The organism is Leifsonia shinshuensis (assembly GCF_014217625.1).
GTDB lineage: Bacteria > Actinomycetota > Actinomycetes > Actinomycetales > Microbacteriaceae > Leifsonia > Leifsonia shinshuensis_A.
On the sequence record NZ_CP043641.1, the window covers coordinates 2013580 to 2036323 of the forward strand.

Below are 22744 nucleotides of genomic sequence, written 5' to 3' on the forward strand. Positions count from 1 at the left end.
TGCCTTTCTGACCGCCCGCGGGCAGCGGTCATATACCGAATCCATGAGGTGGCGACCCGATCACCGACCATCGGAAGGCGGCTAGACCCTCACTGTTGCCCGTCAGGCATCTGTTGATTACCATAAAGCTACCAATGTCGAGCGCCTTCGGGCGCCGTCAAGCTCATCTGCGACGCAAAGGGGTGCCAGTTGACTGATAGTGAGCGCTCGACGCCTGCGCTGATCGTGATCGATATCCAGCGGGACTACTTCCCAGATGGGGAGATGCCCCTGCGAGCGCCGCTTGCCGCAGCCGAGCAGGCACGGCAACTCCTTAACCATTTCCGCTCCAACAACTGGCCTGTCATCCACATCAAACACGTCTGGGACTCCCCAGAAGCCACCTACCTACGTCCGGGCACGCCCGGAATCGAGCATCACCCTCTCGTCGCCCCACTCGACGAGGAAGAAGTGGTCGTCAAGGAGTTCCCCAACGCGTTCCTGGAGACTCGCCTCTCCACCGTGCTGGAAGTCCTGCATCCCAGCGCACTGGTGATTTGCGGGATGATGTCAAACATGTGCGTCGACGCGACGGTTCGAGCCGCAGCCGACTTCGGCTACAACGTCACCGTCGCCCACGATGCATGCGATTCCTCCAACCTCCAATTCAACGACAGGTCGGTCGATGCCGCAGATGTTCATGCCGCCTACATGGCGTCGTTGGCCGACGGATACGCTGCCGTGCGGTCAGTCAGCGAGATTCTCGCTCTGTACTGATCGGCTCATGCATTGCTTGCCGCTCATCGACGTGGGGCGCCCGGATTCACAGGGTGCGATCGGAGCCAGCTGGGTCTGCGTTCACGTGTAGTTCCGGTGCTTCCCGCGTTGGGGTAGCGGCGAATGGCCCTTCTCAGTTAGCTGGCTCGCTGATCGCCGACGAGAGCGCCGAAGCCGTGAGAGCGAGGGCTCAGGTCTGACCGGCAGGGCGCCTCGATATGTTCTGCCATCCGAGGCGCCCCGATCACAGAGCGGCAAGGTCTCGTGTCCTCCTTACTGCCGCGAGGTGCTGGATGCCTGCGCCATGAATGCAACGGTGGAGGGCGCCGACAAGTCCGCCGGCAGCATCCTGAGCGATCGTCGCCGCGGTCGCGAATGAACGGGGTTAAGGCTTCCGTCACTCCCCCGTCGAGTGGATTCCTTCGAGTTCTTCCCGTGCCGCGGCGGCGTGCTCTCGTCTCGACGGCGGACGGTTCGAGGTCTTCGCGGGCGCCCGGCGTTCACGAGCTCGATACTTGTCCGCCGTGGCGCGGATGAGTTCAAGCTTCTCGTCCCGGTCGTCGGCCCAGTCGCCTTCGACCAACATCCTGCTCGCAAGGAGGGCGATCAACTCTTCGTAGTCGACCTTCATGGTGGCCGCGTAACGCTCAAGCTCGTCGATGAGGTCCAGGAGCGGTGGGTGCTGTAGCCGCGGTGGGGTAACGATGGTGTGGCCTCGGCCGTTGTCCCACTTCACGACGAAGCCCCGAGCGCGAAGCATTTCCACACCAGCCGGGACCGTTGACCTCGCCGCGGCATCGGTTGCGCGAGCGAGTTCAGAAAACGAGGGAAGATCACCACGAATCTTGCGACCCGCGATCAGCGCAGCAAGGGTGTCAAAAACTAGCTGCGGCGATGATCCTGGCACCAGCACTCCTCAAAATCGGGACGCTGAAGGGCCAGCGAACGCTCCCCTATTCTGACATCGCGGAGGCTTGATCGTACTGTCTGCGCAGGACGAGTTTGCGAGAGAACGCGGGTCGGTCATCCGATCGTCCTGCGCAGGCAGGACGACATTTTTGTGGGCCAGCTGAATTGGGCCAACCTGGCCCCCTGCCCCATATGTGGACTCAGTCCAACAAACCCCGACCTGGGTCTGCTCGGGGTCTGAACGTGGGCTTTGTACCCGGGAAAACTGCGGTGTCAGAGCGGAGATGAGACAACAAAAACCCCGGAAAACCGGGGCCCCCAGCCCCAAAGCCTCTACTGTACTTAACTTAACTTGATATAGATCTCTTAAAGAAAGAGAAAGGTATATATAAGGGGCCGGGGGCAGAGAAATATACATCCCCAACTTTCCCTATAGCGGGCTCCTGGGCGAAAAAGCTAAGACAATCCAGAATCGGACTGGACGAACCCCAGCCAGGGACTGGGGAAGCACCTGTCTCAACGCGCCTCACAGACACGACCAGGCAGCTTCGACACCACCCATCACGCCCGCAGTCCCACAACGCGAGCGCCTCCCGAACTGGTCAAATCACAGCAGCCCGATCGCGCCGAACAAACCGCCCTGCCCGAGTGCCAGCTGGGAACCAAACCCCACGAACGCGCACCACCACCGGCTCGCTGCAACACGCCCGCCGTCCCGTACCGGATCGCAGACCTCGACCCGGGCCCTGGACGGCCGCTCCTCGCGACGAGCCGAGCTCTGAAGCGTTGATCCCCCTTCGGGTCTGGAACGCCCTGACAACCCTCAGCAGCGCCTCAGCGACTTTGGGGTCGCCCAGCCACCTCATCACCCGGTGACGGGCTCCTGGGCACGCCTCGTCCCGGGCGCGGTCCGGGCCACCACGTCGCCCTAGTCCAGCGCGACAGCGCATCGCATCGGGACCCAGCTGGCTGCGCCACACTTCACCCCGGCAGAGGCTCCACCCATCGCGGCTGGTAACAGCCGGCATCATCCGGACGACGGCTCCCACCAGCACCGCCTCCTGGCGGCATCTGGCAGCGTCACGCTCATGTCGACGACGGCTCGCAGCAGCAGCACGCCTACTTCGCGTGGACGTGACGGAGATCGCGCCGCGGGTGCGGGACGGTGGCGCGCTGTGACGAGCCGTCATCGGATTGTTGGCGGTTGTTTGGCCGTTCCCTCGGTCGCAGTCTCCCATTCCGTTGCGTGCCCGAGCGGGCGTGATCCGGCGTGGGGCTTCGTCGGGTGGCTTGTCGGTCGCATGTAGCGATCCGATGAAGGTAATCGCTGGTGGCTCCGGATGGCCCGCCGTTCTTCACTTGCGTGCCGCGCGCCTTTGGGCTGCGGGAGTGGCTTCTGCGGGCCGGACTGGCCCGCGTTTTCGTTGAGGCGCCGCACACAAGGTGGCTGTCGTTGCCGCATGTACTGATTCGACCAACGGTTTGACCGTCCAGAAGTGGAGGAACCCTGATGAGCTTTCCCGAGATGTCTAACGATTCGGCTACTGCTAGTGCCCTGGCCGCCCCTGGAGGGTGGGCGCGGACATGGTCGGGTGTCATCTCGGACGGCGGCGAGTGAGCATGACCCAGTGGTAGCGCCCAGCCGTTCGCTGCGGGCGTGCATAGACCTATCAGGCGTGACTGCTCGGGAACGTTCTGCCACTATTCTCCATCGTTTGAAAGGCACGACCTTGACCACTGAGAGCACACGGTCGTCCGGTATGGCATCACCCCTTGTACCGGGTGCGCCTCGCGGTCGATTTTCGAGGTCTCGACGGCCGAGCAAAGACCACGGCGACTCCGCGCTAGCTCCGCGCGGAGCCAGCGTTCGCGTGCACGCCGTCCGCGCTGGGTCTCTGCGACAGCACTCGCCGGACTTCGCGGGCGACGTCGACGGCGGTCGGCAGGTCGGAGTGGACGCAGATCGAGCGCGGGTGCACGGGGACCGTCGAGCCGCTGAGGGAGACGACGTGTCCCCGTCCGACGGCGTCTTCGACGCGGCGGCGAACAGCTTCGAGGGGGCGCGCGCGCGGCTCGCGTTCGACGATGATCATTCCGTCGTCGCGATAGTCGAGGTCCACGTACAGCTCGGGGACGAACTCCACCCCGGCGGACGCGCAGGCTGTCTCGTGCGCGGTGCCCGCCAATCCGAAGATCGGGACGGAGTACTGCACCGCCACCTCGCAGATGGCGAGCATCAAGGCTTCGTCCGCCGCGGCCATTCCGAACAGCGCGCCGTGCGGTTTGATGTGGTCGAGCGGCACGTCCTGGGCGTCGAGGAATCCGACGAGTGCACCCACTTGGTAGCGGACGAGGTCGCGGGCCTCCGCCGGCGTGAGCGCCATCGCACGCCGGCCGAAGCCTGCTACGTCGGGCAGCCCGGGGTGCGCGCCGATGGTGACTCCGGCGGCTCTGGCGGCGCGGACTGTCCGTTGCATGGTGCCCGGGTCTCCGGCGTGGAAGCCGCAGGCGACGTTGACGGTGTCCACGATGGCGAGGAGTCCTTCGTCGTTTCCGAAGGAGTGGAGGCCGATGGCCTCGCCGAGGTCGGAGTTGATGGTGATGTTCGAGGGCGTCATGGCTACAGGACGGGCGCGCGCCGGGCGGGCAGGGCTGCTTCGGCGGCTGCCGCGAGGCGGAGCAATTCGTGCTCCGCGTACGGCGCGGCCATCAGCTCGAGTCCGACCGGCAGTCCGTCCGAGGTCTGGCCGGCGGGTAGCGTGATGGCGGGGAACAGCAGCTGCGAGGCGATCACGGTGTTGGTCGGGTAGGTCAGGCAGGTCCAGCGGTCGGCGAAGATGTCGTGGCGGGTGGGCGCGGGCAGCTTCGCGTCGGGGAACACGACGACGTCGATCGAGTTCTGCGCCATGACGCCGAGCACCTGGCGTTGGAACGCGCTCTGCGCGAGCACGCGCCGGACGTACTCGGGGTCGTCCTGCGGGTCCTGGGGGCCGGCGACGATGGCTTCGAGCAGGTCGAGCTTCTCGTGGTACTGCCCGGTATCGATCAGGAAGCGCATCGAGGGGATGCCTGCAGCCGGCCGGGCGCTCACGAACTCGTCCATGTCGGCCTGCGATCGCGTCGTGTACAGGGAGGTGAACCCGACCTGCTCGTCGAGATCGTCGATGGTCACCTCCACCAGCTCCGCTCCCGCACCCCGCAACGAGGTCAGGGCGGCCTCCACCGTCTCCGCGACGCGCGCGCCGTCGGGATCGGTGCCGTCGGGGAACGCCTGGCGGAGCACACCGATCCGCACACCGGCGAGCGACGCCCCTGCAAGCGACTGCGCGTACGAGCTTCCGCTCCCGGCGACGACCGCCGCGGCGGTGTACTCGTCCGCCGGGTCGTAGCCGACCATGACGTCGAGCATGCGCGCGGCGTCCGCGACCGTCCGCGTCATCGGTCCCGCGGTGTCCTGAGGTTTCACCAGGGACGACATCCCGGCGCGGCTGATCAGGCCGGGCGTGACGCGCAGGCCGACGAGGCCGCAGAACGAGGCGGGCAGGCGGATGGAGCCGCCCGTGTCCTCTCCGACGCCGACGAGGGCGAGCCCTGCGGCGACGGCCGCGGCCGTCCCGCTCGAGGAACCGCCCGGGTCGCGGGCCAGGTCGTACGGGTTCTTCGTGACCCCGCTGCGCGAGGAGGTCGAGAACCACGAGGTCGCGAAGTCCGGCAGCGTCGTCTTGCCGAGGATGATCGCACCGGCCTGGCGGAGCTTGGCGATCGCCGTCGCGTCCCGATCGGGTCGGAACTCGCCCGATGCGATGCTGCCGAACGTGGTGGGGAGGTCGGCCGTCTCGATCTGGTCCTTCACGACAACCGGGATGCCGTGCAGGGGCCCGGTCAGCTTCCCGGTATCGGCCAGTTCCCGGTCGAGGCGTCTGGCCTGGTCGACGGCGGTGTCCGACACCGAGATCAACGAGTTGAGCGCAGGACCCGTCCGGTCGATCCGTTCGATCCGGTCAAGGTAGGCGACGACGAGGTCTTCCGCGGTGAACTCGCCGCTCTGGAAGGCCGCGTGGGCGTCGGCGATGGTGAGCTCGTCGAGGGGGCGCTGGATGGTCATGTTCAGTGTTCCTTGTTCGTGGTGGTCTGAGCCTTCGGCGTGCGCCGCAGGCGGGGCAGCTTGACCGCAGCGAGCGCTGCGATGATGATCACGCCTTTGATGATGTTCTGGTAGTAGGCGTCGATGTCGAGCAGGTTGAAGCCGTTCTGCAGGGTCGCCAGGATGCCGACCCCGACGGCCGTCCGCCAGATCGCGCCCTTGCCGCCGGTGAGCGACGTTCCGCCGACGATGACGACCGTGAGGACGTCGAACACGAGGTTGGGATTCATGTTCGCCTGGGCGGAGCTCAACTGCGAGGCGCTGATCACTCCTGCGAGACCTGCACAGAGGCCGGAGAGCGTGTACGCGCTGGCGGTGACGGCGCCGACGCGGATGCCGGCCAGTCGGCTGGCCTCGGCGTTGCCGCCGACCGCGTAGATCGAGTGTCCGTAGGCGGTGTAGGCGAGCGCGAGGCCGCCGACGACCATGAGCAGCACGGCGACCATCCCGGAGTACGGGACGCCCGCGAGGCGTCCGGCGCCGAGCACGCCGAAGGGCGCGAAGTCGACGACGAACGGGCGGTTGCCGGTGAGCACGAGAGCAAGACCCGACAGGATGAGGGAGCTGCCGAGCGTCGCGATAAACGGGTTGACCTTCAGGACGGTCACGATACCGCCGTTGAAGGCTCCCGCGAGCCCTCCCACCAGGATCGCCACCGCGAACGCGAGGATCGGGGCCTGCGTCTGACCCAGGGCTGCGGCGACGACCGCGCTGAGCGAGTAGATCGCAGCCACGGAGAGGTCGAAGCCTCCGGTGATGACGACATACGTCATCCCGACGCCCATGATCGCGACCGGCGCCCACTGGCTCAGGATGTTCATCAGGTTGCCGAAGGCTAGGAAGTCGGGCTGTGCGATGGCCACGGCCGCGACCAGCACCGCCAGGGCCACGACGACACCGATCGAGCGGAGTCGTGCTCCAACCGGGGCGTCGGCGGATCGCCGCCGGGGGACGAGCGTGGTGGTCATGCGACGGCCTCCGTTCCTTCGGATTCGGTTGCGAAGGCGTGCTCGAGGATGTCCTGCACGCTCGACCCCTTCGGGAGCTCCGCGACCAGACGCCCGCCGGCGATGACGAGGATGCGGTCGCTGTGCTGAGCGACTTCGGTGAGGTCGCTGCTCGACCAGACGACGGCGTGACCGTCGTCGACCAGCCCGCGGATGGTCTCGAAGATCTGGGCTTTGGCTCCGACGTCGATGCCGCGGGTCGGTTCATCCAGCAACAGGCACCTCGTGCGGTTGATGAGGAGGCGGGCCAGGAGCAGCTTCTGCTGGTTGCCTCCGCTGAACGTCCCAGCGGCCGCCGTCAGCCTGTCCGTGTCGAATCCGACCGACCTCGCAGAGGCGCCGGCCTGTTCTTTGAGCCGCGAACGTGTGATGACGCCCACACGGCCGAAGCGGCCGAGCGAGACATTCCAGCCGGCTGCCCGATCTAGGACGAGCCCCTGTCGTTTGCGGTCCTCCGGTGCGAGCATCACCCCCTGCCGCCTGGCTGCTCCGGTCGTGCGAGGCCAGGCGATCCGGGTGTCTCCACGTGTCAGCGTGCCGCTAATGACCGGATCGGCTCCCGCGAGGGCGCGCAGGAAGCGGGTGCGTCCCGAGCCGACGAGTCCGGCGACGCCGAGCACCTCCCCGGCGTCGATCCGGAGCTGCGGTACGTCGACGCCAGGTGCCCTCAGGTCCTGGACCAGGAACATCGGGGTCGGGTCGTGGCGGTGCCGTTCGGCTCCGGCCGTCGCCAGGGGCACCCGGCCGACCATCGCCGTGACCAGCTCCCGCGACGTCCATCGGTCGGCGGGGCGGTGGTTCACGACGCTTCCCTCTCGCATGACCGTCACGTCGTCGCAGACGTCGAGCACCGCGTCCAGGTCGTGGGACACGTAGACGACGGCGAGGCCGTCGTCGCGGAGGCGGCGGATCACCTCGTGGAGGCGGGCGATGTCCGCCGGCCCGAGTGAGGCGGTCGGCTCGTCGAGGATGAGGACTCGCCGCTCACCGGCCAGCGCACGCATGATCTCGAGTTGTTGCTGGACGCTCGTTGAGAGCAGGCGTGCGCGGGTGCCGGGACGGACGCTGGCGCCGATGCGCTCCGCGAGTTCGCGGTAGCGAGCTCTGGCCGCCTTCCGATCGACGACGCCGAACCGGGTCGGCATTGCTCCGAGGAATACGTTCTCGAGGGCGGTCAGCTCAGGGACGATCGTCAACTCCTGATAGATCATCGCGACGCCAGCCAACTCGGCTGCGTGGAGGTCCGCGGTGATGGCTGTGCCGTCGACTGAGACCGTCCCGCCGTCCGGGGTGATGGCGCCGGCGACGCACTTGAGCAGGGTCGATTTGCCCGCTCCGTTCTCGCCGACGAGTCCGTGGATCGTTCCGGCGGGCACGCGCAGATCCACCGCGTCCAGCGCGACGACGCCGGGGTAGCTCTTCGACAAGCCTTCCACGAGGAGGCCTCCGGCTGTGGTCTCGGTCATGGTCAGTACTCCGGCGAGAAGGAGGAGGCGTTCTTCGCGGTGACGAAGATCGATCCCGGCCCCTTCACGACGCTCGGGGCTTCGGCAAGGTAGGCGAAGCCGGGGGTGTCCTTGCCGGTCTTCAGCTTGCGGGCCAGCTGGACGACCCCGTAGGACGACTCCTCGTACGGCAGGAGGACGCTCGTCTCGGTCCAGGCTCCAGCCTTCACCCTGGCGATACCGTCCTTCGTGCCACCCACGGAGTAGATGCGCACGTCCTTTCCAGGCGTCTTGCCCGCGGCGGTGATCGCCTGCTCGACACCTCGGGTCATGTCGTCCCAGGAGGACAGCACGAGACTGACCTTCGGGTGTGCGGCGAGCGCGTCCTGGACCACGGCGAGGGCGGCCTTCGGATCAAAGCTGCCAGGCTGGTCCGACACGACCGTGACGTTCGGGTACTTCTTGGCGGCCGCCTTGATCGCGTCTTCCCATCGGGTGAACAGATCGCTGCCGACGTAACCGCCGACGGCGACGGCCTCACAGGCCGAGGTGCAGCTCTTGAACGCGTTCTCGGCGTGCTCCTGGAAGAACGACTCGGTCTGCATCCCGACGAAGCCGACGGTGCCTGGCGTGTAGTCGGGGTTACCGCACATCGGGCTGTTGATTGTCGCGACGGGCTTGCCGCTCGCCTGGAGCAGTTTGAGGTCGGAGCAGCCGGTGGCGGATGCCACGGGTGAGAACACGTAGCCGTCGAAGCCGCGCTGGACCGCGTCCTGGACCTGGCTCAGCTGGGTGTTCGGGTCGAAGTTCGCGTCGAAGACGGTGAGCTTCGCTCCGGCCTTCGCGGCGGTCTCCTCTGCGCCCTTCAGCCGGGACTGGCAGTAGGCGTTGGCTGCAGCGCACTCGGCGATGTAGGCGATGCGGGCGCCGCCGAGGTCGGGGAGCCCCCCATCGAGGTAAGCGAGCGTATCTTTCATCGCGCTTGAGCTGGCCGCCGCGGCGGTCGCCGTCGACGTGGTCGCCGTTGTGGGGGCGGAGCAGCCGGCAAGCGCGACGAGCGTGATCGCTGCTGCAGCGACGGTAGCTGCGGACAGCACACTGATTCGGGTCATTGATTTTCTCCTCATGCGAACGTCATTGTCCAACATTCAACATCCGAATTATTACCTTGGTGTTTGTACTTTGTAAAGAGTGTGTTTCCATTGAGTCCGAGAGGGGGCCGTCATGACGGGGTTCGAGCCGGAGCAGTTGGGCCGAAAGGATGCGTCGGGCCAGATCGCCCGACAGCTGCGGAATGCGATCTCGCAGGGCGTCTGGCAGCCCGGCGAGCGACTGCCCACCGAGCAGGAGCTCGCCGAGACCTTCGACGTCGCCCGCGCGACCGCGCGCGAGGGACTCAAACTCCTGTCCGCGACCGGGATGGTGGTCTCGGCCCGGGGAAGCAACGGCGGGACATTCGTCGCCATCCCCGACGCAGAGGAGGTCGCAGAGCAGCTCAGCGACGCGATCCAGCTCTGGTACCGCGCCGGCAACGTCTCCGTCCACGACGTCGACGAAGCACGCTGGGTGCTCGAGATGCACTGTGTCGACCTGGCGGCTCGACGGCGTACCGACGCCGACCTCGAGGCGATCCGCCGACCGGTCGAAGCCTCCCGCGACTTCACGATGGACATGGCGGACTGGCTGGATCTCGACCTCGAGTTCCACACCGCCGTGACGAAGGCGGCGAAGAACAAGATCCTGGAGCTCGCGATGACGTCGGTCCACCTGGCGCGGCCGGCGACCAACTCGGTGTTCGTCGAGTTCCTCGACCGCGCCGCGGTTACCGACCAGCACGATGCGATCTATCAGGCGATCGCGGCAAGCGACCCCGAAAGCGCCCAGGCGGCGTTCCAGCGCCACGTCAGCTACCTCGACGAGACTCGCCGCGAGGCCCTCGACGAGACCAGCGCCGCCGATGTCCTCGTCGCCACGCTTCCCGCAGTCCGCCACTCGGCCGCGGAGCGTCCACTCGCCTGAACCTCATCCGCGTTGTGCAAGCCCCTAAGAGAGGTGCCCGGTCGGGATCCCAGCCGAGCACCTGTACTGGCGATGGATCACATCGCCTGAGAGCGGAAGCCGCACTCAGGCCGCGGCTTCCGCAAGACCGGAAAGTCACAGCATGGATCAGGTCTTCCGCGCTCGCACACATACCGATATCCTGGTGTTACTTCACACCAAAGTAGGAGGCTCGGTGAACGGCTTTCCTTGGCCCCGCCTCACGCCCACCACCTCAGCAGCCTCCGCCGCCGTCCAACTCCGCCGCCTCGGAATCGAGCCGGAGTTCTGGATCGGCTGGTCGGAGGTCGGCTTGGCCGTAGCCTCTGTCGTGTCCGCCGCACGTCCGGGCGCCCGTCTTACTTTGAAGCAAAAGTTCGGCACTCTCCGCTACACGGTTTCCGGCGGCACCGATCTTAGCTTCCTCGACATCACTGCTCGCGCCTTGCGCGAAGTCATTGAAAGCAGCGCAAGCTCCACCTGCGAAACCTGCGGCCGACCCGGGCGGCGACACGTTGAACCTGTCGGAGTCTGGTGCGACGCGTGCCGGTACCTGCGTGACACCGGTTCAATCGCACTCCCCTTCCCGCCACGCCTCCCCCTCATCGACGACCAAGCCGCGGAAGCGCACCGCTTCCTTTCCGCTAACGCATCGTTGCCAGCAATCCCAATCGGGTGGTCTCGCCTGGTCGCTTCGACTCTGCGGGACCTCAACGACGTTGCGCCGACGACTCGTTTCCGTTTGTGGGTGCGCGGCGATGCCGTCTCGTTGGTTCCGCTCGAGGGTGCGTTCCCTGCCGAGGTTGAAGCTCTCAGTGAGCGGCTGGTCGTGAATTCGCGAGCGCGGTGCCAGCATTGCAGCCGACCGATCCCCGACGGCAGGACTGACCGGGCGGGTATCTGCGCCGGCTGCTTGTGGGTGCAGTCGCTTGGCTGGGATGTGATCCCGGCTGACGAGCCGTGGGAACCTGAACCCCCTGATGGTGCCATCTCATGACGGGCCAGATTTCGCGTACGTCGCGCGTCTACCGGTGGCCGCACCTGAATGTGTTGCCGGAGTGCGAGCTCGCGGCGGAGGCGTTGCAGGCGATGGGTGTTGAGGCGCTGTGCTTTCCGGGGTGGGCGCCGGCCGTGTTGGCTCTCGCTGTCGAGCAGCTGAGCATCCGTCCTGGTGCAGCGTTGCGATTCGAAAGCCGAGGCGGGGCTCTACGTCTTCGAACATTTGGTGGCACCCACCTCCCGAAGCACGGGCCCGACTATGTCACCCGGGTGAATGCGAGCAGTCTCGCGAACTCTTTCTGCGAACTCTGCGGCCGCCCAGGCCGCCCGTTGCAGGTGCACACACTGATGTCGTTGTGCGATGTGGACTGGCACCTGTACCGCTCGTACCGGACTGTTCGCGGTGTTCCTCTGTCGGAGATGACGTTCCCGCCCCGGCTCCCGATTGCAGGGTCGGCGACGGCGGCGTTGGTGACGATCGCGGTCGAATTCGGGAAGAACGTGGAGGGGGTTCCGGAGGGGTGGGCGGACCCCGCTCTGACCGCTTTGGTTGATTTCGCCGGCATCGGCGTCGTCGCCGGCGACCTGACGTTTGAGAGTGCCGAATCGCACCTCGTTGCGGCGCTTTCATCTCCCACCGACGAGTCCCGGTGGCGGGCGATCGCGAAGAGCCTCGGCGCGCGTACAGCGGCAACGTGCCGCGATTGCGGGCGCCGCATTCCCGCCGGCTCCGACCGTGTCGGCAGATGCGGTGGCTGCGACGCTCTCCAACGGCGCGGCTGGCACATCGTCTTCCCGGACTCAACTCCGACGAATGAGAAGACCCGGAAGGAAACGATGGACGTCCCCGCGTTCCTGGCTGCCCTTCCGATCGGCAGCGTCTTCACCCACGCAAACCCACGTGAGCAACCCGACAGCTGGGTGCGGGTCGATGAGCTCTACTATCGGCGGACGTACGGTTGGACGAAGTTCACCGCCGCCGACTTCGCCGACTGGGGTCACGCGGAGCTCACCACACCTGTCGACTACTCCATCAGCCAGGCGGAAGCGGACCGGCGCGAAGCGGACGCGCGTCGCCGACCGCACACCGGTGAGATGGGCGGTTGACTATGGCATTGAAGGAGACCTCGGAGGCGAACGTCCAGCCGGGGAACAGCTTCCTGAGACTTCCGGATCAGCCCGGCTGCTACCTCGTCACGACGAGTTCGGGGACCCGGTACCTCTTTAATCGGGCTGACTACACGGTGACCCGCATTCCGGCGCCCGGTGCGAGCCCGAGCGTCAACGACGGGGTTCGCCGGATACGGACCGTCGAGTCCTGCACTGTCGGCGAGCCCGGCTTCTGGACAATGCACTCGAACGACCCCGATGTCGACTGGTACTGGCAACGAACGACGGCAATCGTGTCGATCATCGAGACCACAGCTGGGCACGCATCCCCGGCACCGAGCGCGGAGGCACCAGCGACCTCCAACCACCGAAACGGGCAGTCGGCCGATGCCTGACCGGGAGCCGCGGCTTGAACTCACCGATGATGCAGTCGGGTGCTGGCTTGTCACCACGAGCAGCGAGAGCAAGTACCTGTTCAACCTGATCGAGAACACCGTCGAGAGAGTCGGAGGCGAGCGCCGCCCGGTGGCTGCTCCGTCCGATTCGTTGCAGTCGCTGCGCGGGATCATCAACCTCCGCGTTGGCGAGCGAGGCCAATGGTGGGTCCGCAACACCCCCGGCGGCTATACCGACCCGGATGAGGTGTGGCAGTGGTCGTCCGAGGTCAAACGCATCGAACCGGCAATCTCCGAGACCGGCCGCACTGACGACGCACCCACACCTACCGGCCGCACCCGCGACCCCAAATGCATTCCCACCGACGAGGAGACTCAGGATGGCTGAGCACGGCGTCCGACTCCAACTGACCCTCACCGACGACGGCGTATGGCGTGTGACCACCGGGGTGAACATGGCATTCGTGTTCGACTTCCACACTGGGACCGTCACGATCCTCGACGACGACCTTGAGCACGGGAGCACGGAGTTGAAACCGATCAGCGCGATCGAGGTCGGCGTCCCGGAACCTGAACTGTCCACGGAAGAGCCGTTCCTTGGCCCTCTCCTCACCGAGGCGGAACTCCTCGAGCGTCTCGTGATCGGCCCGGAGACGCTTCGCGGCTTCGAAGAGGACCGGACTGTTCTGCGGATCATCACCGAAGCGAAGTACCCGGCGTTCCAAGTTGTCGACGGGCAGCTGCTGCCGGGGTTGCGGAGCGTCCTCGGTGAGCTCGCCGACGGGATCGACGACGCGAAGTTGCACTGGCGGTGGCTGACGATCCCAGCGGAATGGGCGGATGATCGTGCGCCGTGGGAGCTGCTCCGCGACGGAGAAGAGGCACGGGTTGTCAACGCCGCCGGAAGAGCCGCGTGGGCGTGGAGAGATCAGAACCGAGGCTACTCATGACCGATGAACGCGACGAGGAGCTCGAGCAGAGGCTCCGGGAGGCACTTGTCCCCGCCGCTGACAACGACGAAGCCACAGCGGCGTTCACGCTGCCACCAGAAGCGATGCGGCAGCACATCGCCGAGGTGAAAGGGAAGGCAGCCGATGCCGGCGCCGCGACGGCACATGTCGCCGCCGTACTGCGGACGACTCAGCCAACGAAGGTTGCTCCCGAAGAATGGCTCGGGCAGGTGCTGGAAGTCGTCACCGAGGCGGGATCCCGGTACGTCATCGACACGATCGACTGGACGCTGCAGCGGGTCCGCGGACGAGATGATCAAGAAGACCCGGAGGTCGCTCCCGCGTCGACGCTGCGGCGCGACGGCGAAACCTTGCGGCTTCTACGAGTGATCCGGCTGGAAGTAGGGCGGCCCGCGGTGTTCGACGTGGAGCCGCTGCGACCCGACGCGCTCTGGACTCGCAGGACTACCACGTTTTTGGTCGAGATCCGACGCGTCACAGACGTCGAAGACACGCCCTAGAACTCGGCACCACCGTTCTGGCCGCGGCGCCAATCGCGAAGAGGGCCGCACCGAAGGTCGGTGCTACACCGCGCCTCGTCAGACACCTCCAGCCGACGGTTCCTTTCGGTCGTACTCTCCGCCGACGTGTGTCATAGGGCAGTTGATCTGGCAAGAGGGCGGCTCTGAATGTAATCGGGCTCGAAAGTCAGCGCGCGTCTCGCTCCGCTTCGATCACGGGTCGCCTCGCGCAGATGTCGTGCACTCGGATGAACCATGTGGTCCACGGCCCGTGGCGGTACCCGCCCTGCGGGTTCTGAGGAATGTTCTCGAGAGATGAACCCGCAAGCCGTTCAATTGCTCTGCGCGCTCGTTCCCATCCAGGGATTTCGACGACGTCGACGACTTCGACGCCGTTCCTGAACAGACCTCCGACGTACCAGCCGCCGTCATGTTTTGCGCTGTCGTCGTGACGGTCGACGTCGTAGGTGGTTTCAAGTGGCAGGTTCGCTTCGATCCAGTCGATGACCCACAGGACTTCGTCAGTTGAAACTGGCTTCGCCCGGCCATTCGTGCCGTCGAAATCTTCGCGATCGCTAGTGAGCTCGGTCATGTCCGAGTAGATGCGGCAAGGACGAGCAGCCCTCCACTCTCAGTCGCTGTGGCATCGGAGGCACAGTTCGAACCAAGCCGTCACCGCGGCGAAAATCGTTACGGAGTTGGGCCGTCATAGCCCTTCCGCCGCACGGCATTCGCCCACAGCCACACGTGCTCGGCGAACCGCTCCCCCGGTGGGGTGAAACGCACAAGAACCGCTCCGCCAGGTGTCCACGCGATCACCTCCGCGTCAATCTCGACGACGTCGTTGTAGGCGACGCGGATGGGGACCAGCGCCCGGACGGGAACTCCCGGTTTCTCGTCCGTGCGGCGGCCCGTCGCCCGAACTAGTTCCTCCGGAAGGCTGACCGGGCTGGGACGACGATCCCGACTCGTGGCCTCCGATGCGAGCTTCTGGGAGTAGACGTCGTAGCGATGGTTGGTCCCCATCAGACGAAGACAGCAGTGAGCTGCCAGCGGGTACCGGCCACCTGGTGCACATCGAAGACGCGCGCGTCACCATCGACGACGCTCGTCGCCTGGAACCTCCACCCGACAACGCGCGTACCTGGATGAGTCAGCGCATCATGGACGACGTCCTGTACGAGTGGCTCCGGATCATCGGTGACAAGATACCGAATTCCACGCCACACGAGCCGTGCCGGCCGGTCGCCGTCGGTCCATACCGACACGATCTCAGGTGCGTGGGCAAGGCTCATGACTACCTCCATTACTCGAACATATGTTCGAGTAAATGATAGGTCTCCGACGCGGGGAAGCAACACCACGACCTCCGCCATGTGAGCTGAACTCGTTAGGGTTTCAGCCCCTGAAGCTTCGCCAACCGTTCCGAAACGGTGCCCGCCCGGCGGTCAGGTGAACACGCGGCCAACCAGCGTTTCAACACTGCGATCTCTTCGTCCCGGCGGCCGAGCTTCCGAAGTATGATCGCCGCCTGCTCGGTGTACCACGGGGCCGGTTCGCGGCCGTTGCGATCCCGTTCCGCCCCCTCGATCGCCAGATAGCAGAGCTGCAACGCCTCCTCAAGCCGGCCCTCCCGTTTCAGCTGCTTGATGGGCTCCACGGTCTGCAAGTAGTGGATGCCGTTCACGCTCGCGTTCTGGAACTGTGCGGCTCGAGCACCTCCGCCGGCAACCGCAGCGGCGATCATCGCGTCGGTTCCCCGCGCCGCCGCTTTCCGCTTCTCATCCGGAGTCATCGGCGGCCTGCGCGACGACGAGAACTCCCATCGCGGCGTGCCGCCACCGAGCCACACCCAGCCCTCCACACGCAGACCCTTCGGCGTAATCGCAGTGAACAACTGGACGGGCGCGACAACTGCAGCATGTTCGGAGAGGTCCAGGGTCACCGCGACGTAAGACGGCACGTACCCGATGCGATCGCCGTGGACGTTCACCGTCACTGCATACGGGTCGGCTGGGTTCTGCGGTTCTCGTTGCAGCGTCGCGGCGACCTCGAGGTACCCGTTCTCACCCAAACCCATCCTGGTTTCGAGCGCGTTCGCCGAGTCCTTCGCGACCGTTGTGGTGCAGGCGATCTTCTCCAGGCCGACGGCGCCTGCCGACGTGGTGAAGGTGACGGCTGACCGAGGCGGTGGCCCCGCGACGTCCTTCCGTCGAAACTTATCTAGTAAGCCCATGCGGGAATTGTGGCAGACAGCTTGCGCCCTTCCGCCGTCGAGCGGGCTCGTTCATCCACCTGCGGCGCCCCGTCCGCTGCAACGGGATCATGGACGCTCAACCGCCCGGGTGGAGATCCTCGAGCTCCTCACGAATCGTGTTACCTTCGGGCGCTGCCGCCGGCGGGAGCGTCCTCCTCTGGCCACGCGGGTCCAGGTCGCGAAACCTGTCAGTGGTCTCTGTGATCAACGCGAGCTGTCCCCGCCGATCCGTTGCCCGCTCCCCGCTGACGACCATCCTGCTCGCAAGCAATGCGGTCACATCATGGAACGTGACCCCAAGCGCCGTCGCGAACTCCGCGAGCTCATTGACCTGCTCTAACAGTTGGCTGTTGCGAACGCGCGCGGGCACAACGATCGCGTGCCCACGCCCGTTCTCGTCCTTCACGGCGAAACCTTGCTGACGCAACTGCTCCAAGGCGGCCACAACCGTCCCGCGACTTGCTGCGGTCGCACCCTCCAATTCCGTAGCGGAAGGCAGTCTGTCTCGAATCTTCCGACCGACAATCAACGCAGATAGCACGTCAACCACCAACGCCGGGGCTGTTTTGAGCATCAGTATTCTCCTCGATCGGTAAATTCACGTGAACCGACAAGTCGATTATGCCCCAATCGGTGAATTCAGGTGAACCGAGCGCGTCACCGGCCTAGGCGTCGATCAAGGTTGCGATAGGGAAAATCGCTGCGCATATGCAAAGATTGCGCTATTGTAATTGTTGACCAAAGCTACCTAATGGGTCTGGACGTGGCCCCGGCGGCGATCAAAAACGGGGTCCTGTCCCAGGGAAATCCGGTGTCAAAGCCAGGATAAGACAAACAAAAACCCCAAAAGACCAGGGCTTTCTCCCCCAAAACCCCTACTGTACTTACCTTAATCTTTAATAGATCACTTAAAAGAAAGAATCAGTATATATAAAGGGGCCGGGGCCGGAAATATATACCCTCCAATAGCCCTATAGGGGCCAATCTGGCGAAAACCATAAGACAATCGACCTCCGCCACCCCCACTCCCGTTTCAGGCGCTGGGATGCAGCCCGTCTCACCGCACCCTGCGACACTACTTCCGACCGTGGGACGCGAAAGACGAATCCAGCCTCACAGTGCGCCCACCGGGCAAGCGTCGATCCGGCCCGCCGAAGACCGCCACCGTCCCCAGACGCAGGCTCACCGCCCACAGAAGGCCGCTGCCTCGCAGGCGCCGCCTCGCCCATTCTGCGCAGCCAACAGCGCCCACAGCGCCAGCAAGCCCGTCCCCAGCAGCGCTCGACGCCTCCGGGACCCCAAAGCTGGCAGAACGCCGCAGCCGCCACCAGGAGACGGCTCGCCAACCCCGCGCGACGCGCGACGTCTTCGGCACGTCCGCGATCGTGCCGTCCGCTTCGACGACCGCGTGGCGTGACGAGCTGACGCCGGTGTTGGTGGGCGATATCGACGCCCACGCCGAGATTGTCAGCGGGCCCAGCCTGAGCGATGGCCACGGGATGGGGTTAGCCAGCCCACGCAGGACTACAGGATCGCGGGTCGCTAGCCTCCAAGCTTCATTCCGCCGTCGTCGCTGTCACCGGGCAGATGATCCAATCGCTGCCCACCCAGTCGACCGCCGCATCTAGTCGCTCGACAGGAAGTGAGCGCCACCATGACCATGACCCGCCCGTTCCTCGCCCGGCCAACCGCCGCTCAGGGGTGGGGAGAGCGGCTACCCACCGCATCAACCGTTTGGATGCGTTCACAGCCTCGAATGAACCGCTCGTGGATCACAGTCGCCTGTGACGTCTGCGATTCGGCGGCTACCCACGGTTTCACGCGTGCCCCCGCACACAGTCACGGTGAGGGTTGCCGCATCTACCTTCTCGACCGCCGCCGCCCACCCACACACCGGAGGAACCCGATGGACACGACAGCTACCCATCACCGTCGAACGACAGAAAACGTCAGCAGAAATCACCTCACGCGCAATGCCCACCGCCAGCTCGCGATCTGAGCACCCAACCGGCTCGGCCAAGCTCGCAAAGGTTCACGTGCAAACAGTGACCACCCCTAACCCGAGAGACACCATGACCTCCACCTTCGACCTCCTCCTCGCCCACGCCGACGAAATCCGTACCGCGAGCGAAACCACCTGGGAGCACGACACCGACGCGGCTGACCACGCAACCACGTACTGCGAGCAGTGGGGCGTCCAGCGACGCGATGTCCACATGTTCGCCGCCCTCCGCCAGTCGAAGCTGCTGCGGGAGGCTTTTTCCGAGAAGTTCGACGCCCTGCCGGAGGTCGACGACTTCGAGGACTTCGTCAACCAGCTGATCAACGTCATCGACCCGCACATCGACTTCGACTCGCTGGCGAAGCGTGTCGGCTCGTTCGTTCGCGAGTACCTCCCGGCCGGGGTTGTCGTTACGGCACCCAGCGTCGGGTACACCTTCGACGACGCCTCCGTAGTGCTGAGCCATCCGTCGGCGCCCGGCGTAACATGCGAGCTCCACCTCAGCGGTGAGGATGCGTCACCGGAGGAGATCCTGTCCGCCGCGGCGGTCGCATTGGAGACCTGGTGGTACGAGGTGGTCGGCGAGCCGGATCTCGTTGAGGTTGCTGCGATGACCGCCGAGCAGCGCGAATAGGCTCTCAGACGCCTGATTTTCAGCAATGAACTCGCGACCGCTGTCGTCAAGCTCGCGGCGGAGGTCAACGACCGACTCACAATTGTTCCGTCGGCGGAAGCATTGTGAGCATTCGGACTCCACTTGTCCTCCTGGCGCGGACGGCTCTAGCGGTCTGATGATCATCGGCCGGCGTCCCCGCGGGTGCGACTCCTGACGCCAGATTTCAGCGGTGCGCCGCCATACGCCCGCGCGACCAGAGAGACCTGGCGGGATCGATAATCTGATCACTCGCTATGTCGCCGCTCGTGCGGCATCTAAGGAGTGTCAGCGGATCTTCACCGGCAGGGTAACCGTATCGCCACGGCCGAACCGCGCCGGTCCGCACCACGGGCAGTCCCGGTCCTTCCGTGTCCCGTCAAGGTCGTACTCGCCGTTCAGGGCGTCAACGGTGACCCAGTCGGGGATGATGCTCCGTTTTGCCAGCCCGACTGTTCGTAGCAGCCACTCGTTGACGGCGATGCTTGCCGCGACGGCATTCAAGCTGATCACACTCGGCGCGTGGACGTCTTCGTCGTCGACGTAGCGTTGCCGTTTTCGTTCGGCTGCGGGTGTGGCTTCCTCCGTGAGTTTCGACGGCGTGATCAACCCGTTGCAGCGCAAGCAGGTCGCTCCCGGTTCGACTAGCCGGATGACGCTGAAAACCGCGTTCACGTCGCCCTTCCCACGGTCAATGCTCGCTTTCGCTCCGATCTGGGTCACCGGGATCAAATACTGGTGAGCGATCGCGTTCACGATCAGCCGGGCGGTGTGCGAGTCCGCGGCGAGGAAGATGTGGTTACATTCCAGGAGCTGCTTCCACACTCCGGGGTCTTCGACGCTCCCCAGCACAGTGTCGACTTGGGCGCCCCGCGCTGCCTGCTTCGCCACCCGCTTCGCGACGCGGACTTTCGGGGTCGCCAGCCGTTCACCAATTCGGCGTACCCAGCCGGGCCGGCGTGAGTCGGTCAGCCACGGGTGCGCGTCGAACCTTCGTGCACCGACGATGCGGGAGAGATTGCTGGTCTCGAGTCGGTCCGGGTCCACCAGCAGCAGGTTGCCGACCCCGAGCCGGGCAACCATTTCGTTGATCAGCGACCCCGCCCCGCCGAGACCGATGATCGCGATCCTCTGCCGGCGGAGGATGTCCTGGCCAGCGTCTCCGAACATCAGCGCCTGCCGGTGATATGCCTGTGCAGCTGCGATCGACTCTTCCGGCTGTGGTCGAAGCTCGCGTCGGTCCGGCCCGGTGACGGTCAGCTTCTCGATCGGGTGACGTCTCCCATCGGTGGTCCAGATGTCCCCGGCGACAGCGTTATCGGCGAATACGAGCGCGCCGACAGCGGGCGCGCCGGTCAATTGCAGGATCGCCGGGTAGCTGCGTTCATGAGATGCCATGTCGGTGTCGGAGAAGCCGACCCGGTCTCGGCCGCCGTGATTGTGAACGGCGAGGTAGATGGAATGGTCGTCTGCGAACCGTAACGCCTGCTCGGTCACGAAGTCAGCTTTCAACTGCCGGTAGGAGCGTGTCCCGGAGACGTAGTCGCGGCTGTCGATCGCGGGGATGACTTCGCGGACGAGCAGCCGGGTGCCGGCGAGACCACAGCGGAGAACGGCGCCGTGTTCGTCGTTGTCGCCGGGGAACAGGTGGCCGTGAAGCTGCTCCCAGTGTTCTCCGGTGATGGTGACGGTCCAGCTCATTGTGTCTCCAGCCATTGCTGCACTTTCAGGAGCTTCCCTGCTGCGCTGTTCCATTCGCTGCGGACGTTTCGGGTGATCCGGGACAGCTGGGTTGATGCGATGTCCCCTTGAGGCCCGCACATGATCGGCTGCTGGAATCCGTTCTCCGGCCGGAGTTCGGCGCCGTCGTTGCGGCGCAGATCCGGGCGGACGAACAAGGGGTAGATGTCCGCTTCCGGGTAGGTGAACGGGATCCTGAACCGAACCCAGCTGTGCTGGACGGTGAACGCATTTCCGACCGGGATCGAGTCGACCAGCACCCAGACGCCGCCGTCCCCGGTCTCATCCACTGACACGGTGGCGTCCGGGAACGTTGCGCGGAGCTCGTCGACCGCGTGGGCGACGTCTGCGTTGATCGTCATGAGTTGTCGTCGTTGTCCATCGCGGCGAACTCGGATTCCTTGTTGACCTGGACGGTGTCGTGATCCCCGATCGGGGTCCGGCGTCCGTTGTGTTTCAGCTCGAACAGGACGAAGGTCAGCTGGATCGCGACACCCTGACGGATCGCCGCTTCTTTCAGTTCGAGACCGGTGTACTTACGCTGCTGCAGAACGATCTGCTGCTTGTTGAACAGCACGTCGACGCTTTTCGCCTTCGCGAACTCGTCGATCGACTCGGTGGTTGTCATTTCGTACCCCTTTCATGAGGCGGTTGCGGTATCGCGCTGGCGGCGGCGGGGCCGACCTGATGCTTTCTGAGGTGCTGCAGGCCGGACGGTCAGCAGCGGCTTGGTTTCGGCTTGTGGGCGTCGTCGATGCTGGGCGATCACCAGCCGGTTTCGGATGATCCGGGCGGCGTCTCGCATCTCCGACACCGTTGTCGTCACCGGCAGTCCCGCTGCACGGCGTGCGGAGTGCTCCAGGTAGCGACGGCGCAGGCCGATGAGGAAGGTGATGAATGCGGCTCCGCTGAGGCCGAGGAGGACAGTGCCTGCCCACACATCCGACCGTGTCGGTGTGCCGACGAGGTCGCTCACCCCCATCCATCCGAACGCGACCGTGTAGAACGATGCCGTCATGATCAGCGGAGCTCGCAGCCCGAGCGACGTGCCCGCGTGAAGGTAACGGGCGGCGTTGAACCGGGCGTCGTCGCGCAGCCGCGCCACCGACTCGTTCCGGTCCGTTGCCTGCCATGTCGGTGGTTCACCTTTCCCGGCGGCCTCGAGCCCGGCGGCGAGTTCCAACGAGATGCGCGCCCGTTCGGCGTATCGACGGCCCGGCGTGCGGCGCGCCTGGATCAGCGCGACGATCGGTACCAGCACTGCGAGGACCTGCAACGTCCTGTCGAGCATCTCGCCCATGTCGATCGCCGTCCGGTTCAGCCGCGCGGAGGGAACGGGTCGTTCCCGTACGTGCGCTCGTCCTCGATGGTGCCGTCCTGCCTGTGGATGAGCAGCTGGCTCGGCTGGTTCGCACTCGCGACGGCGACGCCGGCGGCGATCGCGGGCGGCTTCGTCAGATGGTTGGACAGGGTCCGCCCGTCGTGGGTGACTCGCCACTGTGCGCCGTTCTGGACGACGTCGAAACGCTTGCGTGCCATGATCTTCTCCTTTTGGGGATCTCCCCGTGTCGAGCGTCGCGTGATGCGTACGCTAGATGCATCAGCGTTCCACTTCTGCAACATATGTACGAGACTAGCGTCATTGTTTGACTTCTGCAACACGTTGGCGCGTGTCGCGGTCGGCCGGCCCGCGATTGCGATCAGTGGAGTAGATGCGCGCCCGCCGGGAGAGTCCACGAGCGCGCCCTCGTTCTCACCCGTCGACGCCTGAACACAGCGTGCGGACAGCGAGCCGAATTTCGCCAATGAGCCCGCGGCGA

At 65.4% G+C, this 22744-nt stretch carries 25 protein-coding genes; 9 read left to right on the forward strand and 16 right to left on the reverse strand.

What is annotated here, in order from left to right:
* Positions 1-189 precede the first annotated feature (189 nt).
* On the forward strand, positions 190-756 hold the full coding sequence (locus F1C12_RS09630; RefSeq protein ID WP_185278516.1) for a cysteine hydrolase family protein: 567 nt from the start codon (positions 190-192) through the stop codon (positions 754-756).
* Between the two features lie 397 nt (positions 757-1153).
* Here F1C12_RS09630 and F1C12_RS09635 read toward each other — a convergent pair whose 3' ends face one another.
* The 6 genes from F1C12_RS09635 to F1C12_RS09660 form a co-directional block, all read right to left on the reverse strand.
* A complete protein-coding gene (locus F1C12_RS09635; RefSeq protein WP_185278517.1) occupies positions 1154-1663 on the reverse strand; it encodes a hypothetical protein in 510 nt (169 codons plus the stop codon).
* 1846 nt (positions 1664-3509) lie between these two features.
* A complete protein-coding gene (gene pxpA / locus F1C12_RS09640; protein WP_185278518.1) occupies positions 3510-4283 on the reverse strand; it encodes a 5-oxoprolinase subunit PxpA in 774 nt (257 codons plus the stop codon).
* Positions 4284-4285: 2 nt separating this feature from the next.
* Entirely contained in the window at positions 4286-5770 is a 1485-nt protein-coding gene (locus F1C12_RS09645; RefSeq protein WP_185278519.1) for an amidase, read from the reverse strand.
* 2 nt (positions 5771-5772) lie between these two features.
* Complete coding sequence (locus F1C12_RS09650) at positions 5773-6777, reverse strand: ABC transporter permease (protein ID WP_185278520.1); 1005 nt, start codon at positions 6775-6777, stop codon at positions 5773-5775.
* Positions 6774-8282 (reverse strand): sugar ABC transporter ATP-binding protein, encoded by a 1509-nt coding sequence (locus F1C12_RS09655; protein ID WP_185278521.1) that lies wholly within the window; start codon positions 8280-8282, stop codon positions 6774-6776. The genes F1C12_RS09650 and F1C12_RS09655 overlap by 4 nt, the downstream gene beginning before the upstream one ends.
* A 2-nt stretch (positions 8283-8284) precedes the next feature.
* Entirely contained in the window at positions 8285-9373 is a 1089-nt protein-coding gene (locus F1C12_RS09660; RefSeq protein ID WP_185278522.1) for a sugar ABC transporter substrate-binding protein, read from the reverse strand.
* Between the two features lie 112 nt (positions 9374-9485).
* Between F1C12_RS09660 and F1C12_RS09665 the strand changes: the two genes are divergently transcribed.
* From F1C12_RS09665 to F1C12_RS09695, 7 genes are all read left to right on the forward strand, one after another.
* Positions 9486-10280, forward strand: a complete 795-nt coding sequence (locus F1C12_RS09665) for a FadR/GntR family transcriptional regulator (RefSeq protein WP_185278523.1) — start codon at positions 9486-9488, stop codon at positions 10278-10280.
* A 142-nt stretch (positions 10281-10422) separates the two neighbouring features.
* The gene (locus tag F1C12_RS09670; RefSeq protein ID WP_185278524.1) at positions 10423-11295 is read left to right on the forward strand and encodes a hypothetical protein; all 873 of its coding nucleotides are present in this window, start codon (positions 10423-10425) and stop codon (positions 11293-11295) included.
* Positions 11292-12404, forward strand: a complete 1113-nt coding sequence (locus tag F1C12_RS09675) for a hypothetical protein (RefSeq protein ID WP_185278525.1) — start codon at positions 11292-11294, stop codon at positions 12402-12404. Before F1C12_RS09670 ends, F1C12_RS09675 begins: the two co-directional genes overlap by 4 nt.
* A gap of 2 nt (positions 12405-12406) precedes the next feature.
* On the forward strand, positions 12407-12802 hold the full coding sequence (locus tag F1C12_RS09680) for a hypothetical protein (RefSeq protein WP_185278526.1): 396 nt from the start codon (positions 12407-12409) through the stop codon (positions 12800-12802).
* Positions 12795-13190 carry a hypothetical protein gene (locus tag F1C12_RS09685; RefSeq protein WP_185278527.1) on the forward strand — a complete coding sequence of 132 codons (396 nt, stop codon included), beginning with the start codon at positions 12795-12797 and terminating at the stop codon, positions 13188-13190. The genes F1C12_RS09680 and F1C12_RS09685 overlap by 8 nt, the downstream gene beginning before the upstream one ends.
* Entirely contained in the window at positions 13183-13752 is a 570-nt protein-coding gene (locus F1C12_RS09690; RefSeq protein WP_185278528.1) for a hypothetical protein, read from the forward strand. Before F1C12_RS09685 ends, F1C12_RS09690 begins: the two co-directional genes overlap by 8 nt.
* On the forward strand, positions 13749-14273 hold the full coding sequence (locus tag F1C12_RS09695; RefSeq protein ID WP_185278529.1) for a hypothetical protein: 525 nt from the start codon (positions 13749-13751) through the stop codon (positions 14271-14273). The genes F1C12_RS09690 and F1C12_RS09695 overlap by 4 nt, the downstream gene beginning before the upstream one ends.
* A 187-nt stretch (positions 14274-14460) precedes the next feature.
* Here the strand turns inward: F1C12_RS09695 and F1C12_RS09700 are convergent, their stop codons facing one another.
* The 5 genes from F1C12_RS09700 to F1C12_RS09720 all read right to left on the reverse strand — a co-directional run bounded on the left by F1C12_RS09700 (position 14461) and on the right by F1C12_RS09720 (position 17104).
* Positions 14461-14865 carry a hypothetical protein gene (locus F1C12_RS09700; RefSeq protein ID WP_185278530.1) on the reverse strand — a complete coding sequence of 135 codons (405 nt, stop codon included), beginning with the start codon at positions 14863-14865 and terminating at the stop codon, positions 14461-14463.
* A 98-nt stretch (positions 14866-14963) separates the two neighbouring features.
* Complete coding sequence (locus F1C12_RS09705; protein ID WP_185278531.1) at positions 14964-15299, reverse strand: hypothetical protein; 336 nt, start codon at positions 15297-15299, stop codon at positions 14964-14966.
* On the reverse strand, positions 15299-15568 hold the full coding sequence (locus F1C12_RS09710) for a hypothetical protein (RefSeq protein WP_185278532.1): 270 nt from the start codon (positions 15566-15568) through the stop codon (positions 15299-15301). Before F1C12_RS09710 ends, F1C12_RS09705 begins: the two co-directional genes overlap by 1 nt.
* Before the next feature lie 95 nt (positions 15569-15663).
* Positions 15664-16509: an HIRAN domain-containing protein gene (locus F1C12_RS09715; protein ID WP_185278533.1), complete on the reverse strand. Its 846-nt coding sequence runs from the start codon at positions 16507-16509 to the stop codon at positions 15664-15666.
* 97 nt (positions 16510-16606) lie between these two features.
* On the reverse strand, positions 16607-17104 hold the full coding sequence (locus F1C12_RS09720) for a hypothetical protein (protein WP_185278534.1): 498 nt from the start codon (positions 17102-17104) through the stop codon (positions 16607-16609).
* Positions 17105-18602: 1498 nt separating this feature from the next.
* On the opposite strand from F1C12_RS09720, the gene F1C12_RS09725 reads away from it, so the two are divergent.
* Positions 18603-19166 carry a hypothetical protein gene (locus F1C12_RS09725; protein WP_185278535.1) on the forward strand — a complete coding sequence of 188 codons (564 nt, stop codon included), beginning with the start codon at positions 18603-18605 and terminating at the stop codon, positions 19164-19166.
* A gap of 306 nt (positions 19167-19472) precedes the next feature.
* Here the strand turns inward: F1C12_RS09725 and F1C12_RS09730 are convergent, their stop codons facing one another.
* Genes F1C12_RS09730 through F1C12_RS09750 form a run of 5 tightly spaced genes read right to left on the reverse strand, consistent with a single transcriptional unit; the run spans position 19473 to position 22463 of the window.
* The gene (locus F1C12_RS09730; protein ID WP_185278536.1) at positions 19473-20885 is read right to left on the reverse strand and encodes a ThiF family adenylyltransferase; all 1413 of its coding nucleotides are present in this window, start codon (positions 20883-20885) and stop codon (positions 19473-19475) included.
* Entirely contained in the window at positions 20882-21286 is a 405-nt protein-coding gene (locus tag F1C12_RS09735; protein ID WP_185278537.1) for a hypothetical protein, read from the reverse strand. The genes F1C12_RS09730 and F1C12_RS09735 overlap by 4 nt, the downstream gene beginning before the upstream one ends.
* The gene (locus F1C12_RS09740) at positions 21283-21552 is read right to left on the reverse strand and encodes a multiubiquitin domain-containing protein (RefSeq protein WP_185278538.1); all 270 of its coding nucleotides are present in this window, start codon (positions 21550-21552) and stop codon (positions 21283-21285) included. Before F1C12_RS09740 ends, F1C12_RS09735 begins: the two co-directional genes overlap by 4 nt.
* Positions 21553-21564: 12 nt before the next feature.
* Positions 21565-22224, reverse strand: coding sequence for a hypothetical protein (locus tag F1C12_RS09745; RefSeq protein WP_185278539.1), 660 nt, complete (start codon positions 22222-22224; stop codon positions 21565-21567).
* A gap of 17 nt (positions 22225-22241) precedes the next feature.
* Positions 22242-22463 carry a DUF2188 domain-containing protein gene (locus tag F1C12_RS09750; protein ID WP_185278540.1) on the reverse strand — a complete coding sequence of 74 codons (222 nt, stop codon included), beginning with the start codon at positions 22461-22463 and terminating at the stop codon, positions 22242-22244.
* Positions 22464-22744: the final 281 nt, after the last annotated feature.